The sequence below is a fragment of the Kitasatospora sp. NPDC034533 genome (assembly GCF_055575155.1).
The window spans coordinates 45088-58383 of record NZ_JBVITE010000008.1 but is presented as its reverse complement, the minus strand read 5'-3'; the positions used below and the strand labels follow the sequence as shown (position 1 = coordinate 58383).

General features: G+C 76.1%; 4 protein-coding genes. 1 reads left to right on the top strand and 3 read right to left on the bottom strand.

Annotated elements, in window-relative coordinates:
- Positions 1 to 6: 6 nt before the first annotated feature.
- The 3 genes from ACZ55U_RS08460 to ACZ55U_RS08450 form a co-directional block, all read right to left on the bottom strand.
- The gene (locus tag ACZ55U_RS08460) at positions 7 to 9732 is read right to left on the bottom strand and encodes an amino acid adenylation domain-containing protein (protein WP_465523787.1); all 9726 of its coding nucleotides are present in this window, start codon (positions 9730 to 9732) and stop codon (positions 7 to 9) included.
- Positions 9733 to 10042: 310 nt separating this feature from the next.
- Positions 10043 to 10258 (bottom strand): MbtH family protein, encoded by a 216-nt coding sequence (locus tag ACZ55U_RS08455; RefSeq protein WP_465523785.1) that lies wholly within the window; start codon positions 10256 to 10258, stop codon positions 10043 to 10045.
- Positions 10259 to 10646: 388 nt separating this feature from the next.
- Positions 10647 to 11966, bottom strand: a complete 1320-nt coding sequence (locus ACZ55U_RS08450) for an IS256 family transposase (RefSeq protein ID WP_465523783.1) — start codon at positions 11964 to 11966, stop codon at positions 10647 to 10649.
- Between the two features lie 330 nt (positions 11967 to 12296).
- On the opposite strand from ACZ55U_RS08450, the gene ACZ55U_RS08445 reads away from it, so the two are divergent.
- Positions 12297 to 13280: a LuxR C-terminal-related transcriptional regulator gene (locus ACZ55U_RS08445; protein ID WP_465523781.1), complete on the top strand. Its 984-nt coding sequence runs from the start codon at positions 12297 to 12299 to the stop codon at positions 13278 to 13280.
- The last annotated feature ends 16 nt before the right edge of the window (positions 13281 to 13296 follow it).

Below are 13296 nucleotides of genomic sequence, written 5' to 3'. Positions count from 1 at the left end.
CGCCGGTCAGGAGGGGCCGGCGCCCGGGCGGCGCATCGGCCGCAGGGCCGGGCGGGCCTTCCTCGGCGCGGGCGCCCGGTCGCCGCCGGGCAGCACGGCGGCGAGGGCGGCGACCGTCGGGGCGTCGAACAGCGTGCGGATCGGCAGCTCCACGCCGAGGGCGGCGCGGATGCGGCTGACCAGTCGGGTGGCGAGCAGGGAGTGCCCGCCGAGGTCGAAGAACCGGTCGTCGATGCCGACCGCCGGCACGCCCAGCACCTCGGCGAACAGGGCGCACAGCGCCCGCTCGCGGTCGGTGCGCGGGGCGCGGCCCCCGGCCGCCCCGGTGTACTCGGGGGCGGGCAGGGCCTTGCGGTCCACCTTGCCGTTGGCGGTCACCGGGAGGGCGTCGAGGACGACCACGGCGGCCGGGAGCATGTAGCCGGCCAGGCGGTCCGCGACGAAGGCGCGCAGTTCGTCGGCCGTGGCCTTGCCGGTGGCGTACACCACCAGGCGCTTGTCGCCGGGCTGGTCCTCGCGGACCACCGCGAGCGCCTGGCCGACGTTCTCGTGGGCGGTGAACGCGGCCTCCACCTCGCCGGGTTCGATCCGGAAGCCGCGGATCTTGACCTGGTCGTCGACCCGGCCGAGGAACTCCAGGACGCCGTCGGCGGTCCACCGGGCGAGGTCCCCGGTGCGGTACATGCGCTCGCCCGCGCCGCCGAACGGGCAGGCCACGAAGCGCTCGGCGGTCAGCGCCGGGCGCCCGGCGTAGCCGCGGGCCAGGCCGGCCCCGGCGACGTACAGCTCGCCCGCGACCCCGGCGGGCACCGGCCGCAGCCCGGCGTCCAGCACGTACAGCCGGGTGTTCGCCAGCGGGCGCCCGATCGGCACCGTGTCCGGCACCGCCGAGGCGAGCGGCATCGGGTACTGGGTCGCGCACAGGGTGGTCTCGGTCGGCCCGTAGAGCGCTCGCACCGCGACGCCCGGGACGGCCTCCAGCACCCGCCGCACGGCCGGGGCGGAGACGACGTCCCCGCCGGTCAGCACCTCGCGCACACCGGCGAAGATCCCCGGGTCCTCCTCCGCGATGACCCGGAACAGGCCCGCGGTGACGTGCACGTGGGTGAGCGCGTGGACCCGCACCAGCTCGCGGATGGCGGCGGCGTCCAGGTCGCCCGGCGGCGCCACGACCACCAGGCCGCCGGACAGCAGCGGCACCCAGATCTCGTACGTCGAGGCGTCGAAGGCGTGCGGCGCGTGGAACAGCACCCGCGGGCCCTCCTCGCGCCCCCAGCACGGGTCGGTGGCGAGCTGCACCACGTCCCGGTGGCTGATCGCGATGCCCTTGGGCTCCCCGGTGGAGCCGGAGGTGAACATCAGGTACGCGAGCTGCTCCGGGTGGGGAGCGGCCCGCTCCGCGCGCCGCTCGCGAGGACCGTCGAACCAGCCCTCGGTGAGCGGCAGGACGGGGCAGGGGGCGTCGGCGGCCAGCGGGTGGTCCCGGTGCGCGGCGTCGACCAGGACGAGCGCCGCGCCCGTCCCGGCGGTGATCGCGCGCAGCCGCTCGGCCGGGTGCCGGTCGTCCAGCGGGACGTAGCAGCCGCCCGCCTTGGCCACCGCGAGGATCGCCGTCAGCAGGTCGGCGGAGCGGTCCATCAGCAGGACCACCGGGGAGTCCGGGCCGACTCCGGCCCCGGCCAGGTGGGCCGCCAGGTGCTCGGCCCGGGAGTCGAGTTCGGCGTAGCTCAGGGTGCCGCCCCCGCAGACCACCGCGGGCGCGTGCGGGGTGGCGGCGGCCTGGGCCTCGAACAGCTCGGGCAGGGTGGCGTCCGGGACGGGCGCGGCGGTGTCGTTCCAGCCGGTGAGCAGCCGTTCGCGCTCGGCGGGGTCGAGGATCTCGATGTCGCCGATCGGGGCGTCCGGGTCGGCCACGGCGGCGCGCAGGACGCGCAGCAGCCGCTCGGCGAGGGAGCGGGCGGTGGCGTGGTCGAAGAGGTCGGCCGCGTACTCGACCGCCACCGTCAGGCCCTCGCGGGGGCCCTGCTCGGTGAAGCGGAAGGACAGGTCGAACTTGGCCACGTCCAGCTCGAAGGGGTGCTCCGCGCAGCCCAGGTCGCCGAAGGCGGCGGGCACCGGGGCCCGGCTCTCCAGGGCCACCAGGGTCTGGAAGAGGGGGTGGCGGGCGGGGGTGCGGGTGGGGTTGAGGTGTTCGACCAGGCGCTCGAAGGGGGTGTCCTGGTGGTCGTAGGCGTCGAGGTCGGTGCGGCGGACGCGGTCGAGCAGTTCGCGGAAGCTCGGGTCGCCGCCAGGGGTGTCCCCAGCGGAGCGGGGGGAGGTGTCGGTGCGCAGTACGAGGGTGTTGACGAAGAAGCCGACGAGGTCGTCCAGGGCTTCGTCGGTGCGTCCGGCGACCGGGGTGCCGAGTGGCAGGTCGGTGCCGGCGCCGAGGCGGGTGTAGAGGGTGGCGACGGCGGCTTGCAGCGCCATGAACAGGCTGGCGTTCCGGGACGCGGCCAAGTCGGCGAGGGCGCCGTGCAGTTCGGCGCCCACGGCGACCTGCACCAGGCCGCCGCGGTGTCCCGGAACGGCCGGGCGCGGGCGGTCGTAGGGCAGGGCCAGTTCCTCCGGGGCGCCGGCCAGAGCCGTTCGCCAGTAGGCGAGTTGCTCACCGAGCAGGGCGCTGGGCCGCTCGTCGGTGCCGAGCAGTTCGCGCTGCCAGAGGGTGTAGTCGGCGTACTGCACCGGCAGCGGCCGCCAGTGCGGCGCGGTGCCGGCCAGCCGGGCCCGGTACGCCTCGGCGAGGTCGCGGAAGAGCGGGGCGACCGACCAGCCGTCCCCGGCGATGTGGTGCATCAGCAGCAGCAGGACGTGCTCGTCCTCCGGCAGCGACAGCAGGGTGGCGCGCACCGGCAGGTCGTGGGCGAGGTCGAAGACCTCCGACCCGGCCGCGACCAGCGCGGCCCGCAGCTGCGACTCGTCGGCCACCGGTATCCGCCGGAGCGCCAACTCGGGCCGTTCCGTCACGACTTGGTGCGGCTGCCCGTCGACGGTCGGGAAGACGGTGCGCAGCACCTCGTGCCGTGCCACCACGTCCCGTACGGCCTGCTCCAGGGCGGGCAGGTCGACGGTGCCGGTCAGCCGGACCGCGACGGGAGTGTTGTAGAGCGCGCTCGGGCCCTCGAACTGCTCGATGAACCACAGGCGTTGCTGCGCGGGGGAGAGCGGGACGCGCTCGGGCCGATCGGCGGGGCGCAGCGGCGGGCGGGCCGTCGCGGAGTCGGGCAGCGCGGCGGCGAGGGCGGCGACCGTCGGGTGCTCGAAGAGGGTGCGGATCGGCAGCTCGGCGCCGAGGGCGGCCCGGAGGCGGCTGACCAGCCGGGTGGCGAGCAGCGAGTGCCCGCCGCGGTCGAAGAAGCTGTCGTCGATGCCGATCCGGGCCAGCCCGAGGATCTCGGCGAACAGCTCGCACAGGGCCCGCTCGGTGGCGGTGCGCGGCTCGCGCCCGCCGTCGGCGCCGCCGTAGCCGGGCGCGGGCAGGGCCTTGCGGTCCACCTTGCCGTTGGGGTTCACCGGCAGCTCGTCGAGGACGACGATCGCGGCCGGCACCATGTAGCCGGGCAGCCGGTCGGCGACGAAGGCGCGCAGCTCCTCGGCCCGGACCCGGCCGGTGACGTACGCGACCAGGCGCTTGTCGCCCGGCTGGTCCTGGCGGACGGCCGCGCAGACCTGGCCGACGCCCGGGTGGGCGGCGAACGCGGCCTCCACCTCGCCGAGTTCGATCCGGAAGCCGCGCAGCTTGATCTGGTCGTCCGCGCGGCCGACGAACTCCAGGTCGCCGGTGGGCGTCCAGCGCACCAGGTCTCCGGTGCGGTACATCCGGCTTCCGGGCTCGCCGAAGGGGCAGGCCACGAAGCGCTCGGAGGTCAGGCCGGGCCGGCCGACGTAGCCGCGGGCCAGGCCGGAGCCGCCGATGTACAGCTCGCCGGCCACCCCGGCGGCCACCGGGCGCAGCCCGGCGTCCAGCACGTACAGCAGGGTGTTGGGCAGCGGCCGGCCGATCGGCACGACGTCCGGCACCTCGGCGGCCGAGTCCATCGGGAAGCGGGTCGCGAAGGTGGTGGTCTCGGTCGGCCCGTAGACGTTGAACAGCCGCAGCCCGGGGCAGCTGTCCAGCACCCGCCGCATGGCGGTCGGCGAGGCGATGTCGCCGCCCGTCCACACCTCGCGCAGTCCGGCGAAGGTCTCCGGGGCCTCGGCGGCCAGCACGTTGAACAGGCCGACGGTGACGAAGGTGGCGGTGGTCCGGTCGTGGCCGATCACCGCCGCCAGTTCGGCGATCCCGAGCCGGCCGGCCGGGGCGATCACCAGCCGGCCGCCGGAGAGCAGCGGGGTCCAGATCTCGTAGGTGGAGGCGTCGAAGGCGGAGGGCGCGTGCACCGGCAGCCGTTCGTGGCCGCCGCCGGTGAACTGCCCGCCGAGCGCCAGGTCCACCACCGCGCGCTGGGGGACGGCGATGCCCTTGGGCACTCCGGTGGAGCCGGAGGTGTGCATCACGTACGCCAACTGTTCGGCGCGCAGGGGAAGTCCGAGGTTCTCGGGGTGCTCGCCGGCGTGCGGGGCGAGCACCGTCAGCCCGGCCAGCGCGGGGTGGTCGCGGTGCGCCTCGTCGGCCAGCACCAGGGCGGCCCCGGCGTCGGCGAGCACGGCCCGCAGCCGGTCCGCCGGCTGGGCGTCGTCCAGCGGCACGTAGAAGCCGCCGGCCTTCAGCACGGCCAGGACGGCGACCACCTGGGTGGCCGAGCGGTCGATCATCAGCGCGACCGGTGTCTCCCGGGTGACTCCGGCCTCGGCCAGCCGCCGGGCCAGCGCGTTGGCGCGGGCGTTGAGCCCCGCGTAGGTCAGCTCGGCGTCCTCGGCGGTGAGCGCGAGGGCCTGCGGGGTGGCGGCGGCCCGCGCCTCGAACAGCTCGGGCAGCGAGCCCGCCGGGACCGGGGCGCGGCTGCCGCTCCAGGCGAGCAGCCGGGCGCGCTCGGCCTCGGTCGACACCTCGACGGTGCCGATGAGTTCGGCCGGGTCGGCGGTGATCCGCGCCAGCAGGGCGAGGAAGCGGTCCAGCAGGGTGCGGGCCTCCTCGGCGGTGAAGGCGTCCGGCTGGTGGTCCAGCCGCAGCTGGAGGCCGTCGCCGGGGGTGAGCGCCAGCACCAGCGGGTAGTGCGCGCTGTCGACGTCCTCGACCAGGGTGACCCGGGTGGCGCCGCTCGGGTCCGCGCCGTCCAGGGCGGACGGGTCGGGGTAGTTGGCGTACACCGTGACGGTGTCGAACAGGCTGCCCACGCCGGCGAGTTGCTGGATCTCGGTGAGGCTGAGGTGCTGGTGGTCCAGCAGCGCGGACTGCTCGTGCTGGAGGCGCAGCAGCAGCCGCCCCCAGCTCTCCGCCGGGTCCAGGCGCACCCGGACCGGCACGGTGTTGATGAGCAGGCCGACCATCCGCTCCACGCCCGGCAGGTCGTGCGGGCGCCCGGAGACGGTGGTGCCGAAGAGCACGTCCTCGCGTCCGGTGAGCCGGGCGAGCAGCACTCCCCAGGCCGCCTGGACCAGGGTGTTGAGGGTGACGCCGTAGCGGCGGGCGGTGCGGACGAGGGCCTCGGTGGCCTCCGGGGTGAGCCCGTCGTGCAGGCGCAGCGGCAGCCGCGGGGCGGCGGTGGGGCGGCCGGGGGCGAGCAGGGTCGGCTCGTCGGTGCCGGCCAGGGCCCGGGCCCAGGCGGCGCGGGCCGCCGCGTCGTCGCGCCGGGTGAGCCGGCGCAGGTACTCGCGGTACGGGACCGCCGGGGCCTGCGGCCGCCCGAAGTACAGGCCCCACAGCTCCTCGGCGAACAGCGGGGTGGACCAGCCGTCCAGCAGGATGTGGTGCGCGGCGGCGATCAGCCGGTGGCGTCCGGGGGCGAGCCTGAGCAGGGTGTAGCGCAGCAGCGGCGGCCGGGCGAGGTCGAAGCGGCGCCCGTACTCGGCGGCGGCGATCCGGGCGGCCTCCGCCTCCGGGTCGGCGTGGTCGCTCAGGTCGACCACGCGGAAGGGGAGTTCGACGGTGTCCGGGACGACCTGCACGGGCGGGCCGTCGAGCCGCTGGTGGAAGGCGGCCTTGAGGTTCGGGTGGCGCAGCAGCAGCGCCTCGGCGGCGGCCCGCAGCCGGTCGGAGTCCAGCGGCCCGGTGGCGTCGAAGGTGCAGACGGCGGTGTAGACGTCGGCGCCCTCGGCGTCGTACGCGGCGTGGAAGGCCATGCCCTGCTGGAGCGGCGAGGTCGGCCAGACGTCCACCAGGGCGGCGGGGGCGTGGAGTTCGGCGAGCCGGTCCAGCTCGGGCTGGTCGATCGCCACCAGCGGGAAGTCGGAGGGGGTGTGCCCGCCGGCGCCGGGCCGCCCGGCGTGCTCGGCGAGCGCGCGCAGTGCGGTGAACCAGTCCTCGGCGAGGGCCCGCACGCGGTCCTCGTCCAGCAGCTCGGCGGCGTACGACCACTGGGCGACCAGCAGCGGGCCCTGCGGGGTGTCGACCGTGGTGGCGTCCAGACCGAGCACCCGGGCGAGCGCGAGGCCGTCGGCGGCGCCCTCGGTCACCGCCTCGGCCCCGGCGAGCACGTCGTCCGCGGTGACGCCCTCGGGCTGGAACCGGCCCAGGTAGTTGAACTCGACCTGCGGCTCGGCGCGGCCGTCGAGGGCGGCGGCGGTGGCCGGGTTGAGGTGGCGCAGCAGGCCGTAGCCGATGCCGTTGTCCGGGACGGCGCGCAGCTGCTCCTTCACCCGGCCGAGGGCGCGGCCGAGTTCGGGCCCGGCGGCGGTGACCTCGGACCAGGTGAGCGCGCCGGGGGCGAGCCGGACGGGGTGGACCGAGGTGAACCAGCCGGCGGTGCGGTGCAGGTCGACGCCCTCGACGACCTCCTCGCGGCCGTGGCCCTCGACGCTGACCAGTACGGCGCCCTCGGGCCCGGTGGTCTCCCGGCCGCGCCAGTGGCCGAGGGCGAGGGCCAGCGCGGTCAGCAGCACGTCGTTGACCTGGGCGTGGTAGGCGGCGGTGACCTCGGTCAGCAGGGCCCGGGTGGTCTCGGCGGGCAGCACCAGCCGCAGGACGCCCTGGGTGGCGTAGGTGTCCTTCGCCGGGTCGAGCGGCCGGTCGCCGAGCAGCGGGTCCGGGGTGGCCAGGGCGGCCTGCCAGAGCGGGAGTTCGGCCGCCCGGCGGTCGGTGCGGGCCTCGGCGGTGAGCCGCTCGGCCCAACGGCGGAACGAGGTGGGCACCGGCGCGAGCTCGACGGCGCGGCCCTCGCGCAGGGCGGCGAGCGCGGCGAGCAGGTCCTCCTCGACGATGCGCCAGGTGACGCCGTCCACCACCAGGTGGTGGATCACCAGCAGGAGCCGGGTGGGCCGGTCCGGTCCTTCGTCGAAGCGGACGGCCTGGAGCATCCGGCCGTCCTCGGGGGAGAGGCGGTCGCGCGCGGCCTCGGTCGCGGCGCGCAGCGCCTCGGCGGTGGCCGGTCCGGCGGCGTCGCGCAGCACGCTCCCGGCGGGGACGGCGCCGGGTTCGGGCACGTGGAGCGTCCAGGGGCGCTCGGCGAGCGGGCGGGTGCGGGCGCGCAGGACGTCGTGGTGGTCCAGCAGCGCCTGGAGGGCGGTGGTCAGCTGCCGGCGGCCGGTGCCCGCGGGGAGGGTGAACAGGGCGGCCTGGTAGAAGCTCTCGACCGCGCCGTGCTGCGCGGCCAGCCAGTGCACGATCGGCGTCGGCGGCACCTCGCCGAGGCCGGCCCCGGCGGGCTCGGCGGTGACCGGCCCGTCCAGCGGGCGGGCGAGCCGGGCCAGCGCCTCGACGGTCGGGGCGTCGAAGACCTCGCGCGGGGTGAGCCGCAGTCCGGCCTGCCGGGCCCGGGCCACCAGCTGGATGGCCACGATGGAGTCGCCGCCGAGTTCGAAGAAGGAGTCGGCGACCCCGACCCGCGGCAGGCCCAGCACCTCGGCGAACAGGCGGCCGAGGGTGTGTTCCGTCTCCCCGGCGGGCGCCCGGCCGCCGTCGCCGGCGGCGCCGAGGACCGGCTCGGGCAGGGCGCGCCGGTCCACCTTGTCGTTGGGCGTGAGCGGCATCCGGTCGAGCACCACGACCAGCGGCACCATGTGGCCGGGCAGCCGCTCGGCGCAGTGCGCGCGCAGCTCGGCCGGGTCGGCGGGGCCGACCGTGTAGCCGACCAGCCGGCGCTCGCCCGGGCGGTCCTCGCGCAGGAGCACCACGGCCTGGCGCACCCCGGGGTGGGCGCAGAGGGTCCGCTCGATCTCGCCGAGCTCGACCCGGAAGCCGCGGATCTTCACCTGGTCGTCGGCCCGGCCGACGAACTCCAGCTGCCCGTCCGGCCGTTGGCGGCCGAGGTCGCCGGTGCGGTACATCCTCCCTCCCGGCCCGCAGACGGGCCGGGAGCACCGCCCACCGGCCGGGCCGGGGGCGGGGGTTCCGTCGCCGGGCTCGCCGAAGGGGCAGGCGACGAAGCGTTCGGCGGTCAGCGCGGGGCGGCCGAGGTAGCCGCGCGCCAGGTGCGGGCCGCACAGGTACAGCTCGCCCACGGTGCCCGGCTCGACCGGGCGCAGCCGCTCGTCCAGCAGGTGGACGCGCACGTCCCGGAAGGGCCGGCCGATCGGGGGCCGCTCGGTGCCGGTGAGCGGCTCGCTCAGGGTGACGCTGACGGTGGCCTCGGTCGGCCCGTAGCTGTTGAACATCAGCCGGTCGCGGCCGAGGCGGGCGGCCAGCTCGCGCGGGACGGTCTCGCCGCCGCTGACCAGGGTGCGCAGGGAGGGCAGCGGGACGTCCGGCAGGGTGGCCGCCATCGCGGGGGCGAGGTCGGCGTGGGTGACCCCGTACCGGTCGATCAGGGCGGCCAGCGCCTCGCCGACCAGCTCGCCCTGCTCGCGGGGCAGGACGAGCGCGGCGCCGGTGGTGAGCGCCGCGGCCAGGTCGGAGACCGAGACGTCGAAGCTGAGCGAGGAGGCCTGGAGCACCCGGCTGCCGGGGCCGACCCCGGTGACGGCGACCTGGGTGGCGATCATGCTCGGCAGCCCGGTGTGGGTGACGGCCACGCCCTTGGGCAGGCCGGTGGAGCCCGAGGTGTAGATGACGTACGCGGTGTTCGACGCGCTCAGCGGCCGTACCCGCTCGGCGGCGGTGAACGGGCTGCCGGGCTGGGCGCCGAGCGCGGCGAGGTGCTCGGGGGAGTCGACCAGCAGCCGGGGCGCGCCGGTGCCGGGCAGCCGCCCGGCGGCCTCGGCGGTGGTGAGCACCAGGGCGGCGCGGGAGTCGGCCAGCATGTGGCGCAGCCGCTCGGCCGGGTAGGCCGGGTCGGCGGGCAGCCAGGCGGCGCCGGTCTTGGCGACGGCGAGGATCGCGGCGACCGCCTCGGGGGACTTCGGAAGGGCCAGCGCGACGACGTCCTCGGTGCCCAGGCCGCGGGCCGCCAGCAGCCGGGCCAGCCGGTTGGCGCGGGCGTCCAGCTCGGCGTAGGTGAGGGTGGCGCCCTCGGCGTACAGCGCGGGGGCGTCCGGGGTGCGGGCGACCTGGGCGTCGACCAGCTCGGCGAGGGTCGGGCCGGTGTCCGGCGTCGCCACCGCGGCGGCCGGCGCGTCGGGGGCCTCGGGGGCCGGGCCGTCGGGGGCGTCGGGGGCGGGGGCGTCGGCCGGAACGGACGTCCGCTGCTCGGCTGCGCGCGTGTGCTGGACCCCGGACATGTGGCTCTCTCCCTCGTGCGGCTGGCTCCCGCGGTGGCGGGTGTGGCTGGCTGTTTCGGTGCACGCGCGTAGATGCCGGTCCCGGGCGGACTCCGGCGGCATGACGGTGCGACCGCGCGGCGACGGGACGGCGCGGTGGTGTGGTGAGGCGGTGTCAGCGGGCTTGGTGCTCGGCAGGGGGCGGTGCTCGGCGGGGGTGGTGCTCATCGGACCGGCGGTCGGCCGTCCGGCGGCCCGGTGGCCCGGCGGCCCGGTGAGCGGTGGCTCTTCCGTGGGCGGTGATCCCGTGGTCCGGGCGCCGTGGTCGTGGTCAGTGCTCGCCGGACAGGTGCGCGATCAGGCTCTTCGGGCGCAGGTCCTGCCAGTTCCGCTCGACGAAGTCCAGGCAGTCCTGCCGTCCGGCGACTCCGAAGACCTGCTGCCAGCCGGCGGGCACCGGGCTGAAGGCCGGCCAGAGCGAGTGCTGCCCCTCGTCGTTCACCAGGACGAGGTAGCTGGCCTCGGGGTCCTCGAACGGGTTCGCCATCGTCGGTTCCTCTCAGTGCGGGCAGTGCGGGCAGGACGGGCAGTGCGGGCGGTACGGGCAGGGCGGAAGGGCGGAGCGGGAGCGGTCAGCCGGCGGCGCGGGTCACCGGCCCCAGCCGGAGTCCAGGAAGGGCGGCGCATCGGCGGTCGGCGGAACGGCGCGAACCCCGAGCGTCTCGTGGACGTGAAGGGCAAGGCTTGGCATCTCTGAACCTCTTCCTGGGAAGGGCGGTCCGCCCTGTTCGTTCTGGGACGCATCCTGCCGAAGGCCCGAAGACAGGTGGAAGCTCTGACTCTGATCGTGAACACGCAATGCGTGAACCGGAAGCCTGGTCAGATGATGGCAAAAGCGCACAGACATGATCCAAATCGCACCAGGTGCTGTCAGATCAGTGGTGGGAACCCGGCTCGGTGGCGCTCGCCCGGCGCAGCTCCTCCCGGACGGCGGGCCAGTTCTCGACACCCGGCCGCCCCGCCCCGGCGGGCGACTCCAGGGCGAGCGTCGCCAGGTAGGCGCGCTTGAGCGCGGCCCGCTCGTCCTGCACCCGGCCCGCCGACTGCTCGATCCGGCGCAGCCGGGCGTGCAGCCGCTCCAGCGCGCCCCCGCCCGTCAGCAGGCGCCGCGCCTCGGGGCCGAAGCGGAAGCCGGGGGCCAGCAGCGGCCAGGCCGACCGCCAGACCCGGAACACCTCGCGGTGGCCCGGCCCCCACTCCCGCTCGGCCCGGGACAGCCGTTCCAGCGCGACCTCCTCGGTGGGCGCCGTACAGGTCTCGCGCAGCACCCGGGAGAGCGCTCCCCAGTCCTCGCCGGGCGCGTGCCGCAGCGCGGAGTGCAGCAGCTGGGCCACCGAGCCGTGCACCACCGCCCGCGGCCACTGCCCGGCCGCCGCCTCGACCAGCACCGCGCCGGTGCCGCCGACCAGCACCCAGACCTCCCGCACCCCGCGCTCGGCGAGCCCGGCCAGCACCCGCGGCCACTGCTCCCCGTCCGCGGCCGGCCACAGCCCCAGCACCTCGCGCCGGCCCTCGACCGAGACCCCGAGCGCCAGGTGCACCAGCGGCCCGCCCGAGCGGCCGCTGCGCACCGAGTCCACGAAGACCACCGGGTAGACCGGGTCGAGCCGCCGCCCGCGCCGCTCGGCGAGCTCGTCGAGCACCTGGTCGGTGATGGCCGAGACGGTCTCCCGGCTGAGCTCCACGCCGTACACCTCGGCCAGGTGCGCCACCAGTTCGCCCGAGCTGAGGCCGCGCGCGGTCAGCGAGATCACCAGCCGGTCGAGCCCGGGCAGTCGGCGGGCCCGGGGGAGCACGGCCCTGGGGGAGAAGCTGCCCTCGCGGTCCCGGGGCACCCGCACCTCGACCGGCCCGACCTCGGTGAGCAGCCGTCTGGTCCGGGCCCCGTTACGGCCGTTGGTGCCGGCGCTGGTTCCCGCGCCGTCTCCTGTACCGGCTCTCGCGCCGGCCCCGGCGCCCGTGTCCGGGCCGGGGGTGGGCACGGACTTCCGCAGGTGCTCCTGGAGTTCGAGTTCCAGAGCGCCCTCGATCAACTGCTTGGCGAAGGCCTGGAGCAGCCCGCCCTCGCCCAGCAGCCGGACCGCGCCGGAGCCGACCTGGGCGGCGGCGGCCTCCGCCAACTGCCGTACCAGACGCTGGTCCACCAGGCCGGTGAGGGCGTCGGACGGTGACGCGGGGTCGGAATCAGCTCGCAACTGGGGGTGCCTCTCTGTAGGCCGTGTCGTCCGCCGAGAGCCGCTCCCCCCTGCCTGACGGGGCACCAGGTGCGCTGCGCCGGCGATCCGGTCACCACTGCCGGGTGCGGCGGGTCCGTGACCGTGACCACCGGCTCCCCCGCCTCCGTGCTCGCCTGACTACCGTCAGCCGATGATTTCCGCGACCGTTGGGCGTACACTCACCGCTGTCGGAGCCAGGGGGGCGGCTTTCGAACGGTAGTCACTCCTCATCTTGCCGGTTCTGATGCCTGGTGATGGCCGGTACGGGCATTCGTGAAACCGCAATGCCGAAGCCGGAAGGATGCCCAGATGTGCCCATGCCAGGACAACAGCGGCGAAACGGGAACCCCGCAACTCTGCGACCGCGGCATCGACTTCTACCGGGCGGCGCTGGCCGAGGGCGAAGCGCGGGGGGAGGCCCCCGAGTGCCTGCTGGCCATGGGTCTGCTGCGCCCGCTTCCCGGCTCCGGTGACCGGCTGGCCCCCGTCCCGCCCGACATCGCCGCCACCGGCCTGACCCGGCCGCTCGAACTCGCCGTCCTGGCCCACCAGGAGCGGCTCGCCGCGCTCCAGAGCTCGTTCCACGCCGCCGAACACGCCTACCGGGACGTCATGCGGCGGGCCAAGCTGCCGATCCGGGTGCTGTCCCACGACGAGATCAGCCCCGCGCTGGAGAAGGCCGTCGCCGCCTGCACCGAGGAACTGCTCACCGCCCAGCCGGGCGGCGGCCGCGCCCCCGACCAACTGGCCGACGCGCTCCCGCGCGACCTCGCCCTGGCCGACCGCGGCGTGCGCCAGCGCACCCTCTACCAGCACACCGTGCGCTCGCACGGCCCGACGCTGGCCTACATCGAGCAGGTCACCGCCCGGGGCGCCCAGGTGCGCACCCTGAACGAGGTCTTCGACCGGCTGATCATCTGCGACCGCTCCACCGCCTTCATCCCGGTCGGTGCCGACCGCGAGGCCGCGGCGATGCTCATCCAACTCCCGCCGCTGGTCGAGTACCTGCTCAAGATCTTCGAGCTGATGTGGGAGCGCGCCGAGCCCGTCACCTACCAGCCGGGCCACCACCGCCCCCGCCTGCTGACCGCCCGCACCCGCCAGAACGTCCTGCGCCTGATGGTCAACGGCTACACCGACGAGGCCATCGCCACCCGCCTCGGCATGAGCACCCGCACCGTCTCCAGCCACATCCAGAAGGCCAGCGAACTCCTCGGCAGCCGCAGCCGCGGCCACCTCGGCTACATCATCGCCCGCCAGGGCATCCTCGACGACCCCCTCGACGACCTCTGACACCCCCGGCCCGGCG

Bases quoted from the DNA above. Each gene is read 5' to 3' on its own strand.
- ACZ55U_RS08460 (WP_465523787.1), bottom strand. From the start codon at position 9,732: ATGTCCGGGGTCCAGCACACGCGCGCAGCCGAGCAGCGGACGTCCGTT.
- ACZ55U_RS08445 (WP_465523781.1), top strand. From the start codon at position 12,297: ATGTGCCCATGCCAGGACAACAGCGGCGAAACGGGAACCCCGCAACTC.
- ACZ55U_RS08455 (WP_465523785.1), bottom strand. From the start codon at position 10,258: ATGGCGAACCCGTTCGAGGACCCCGAGGCCAGCTACCTCGTCCTGGTG.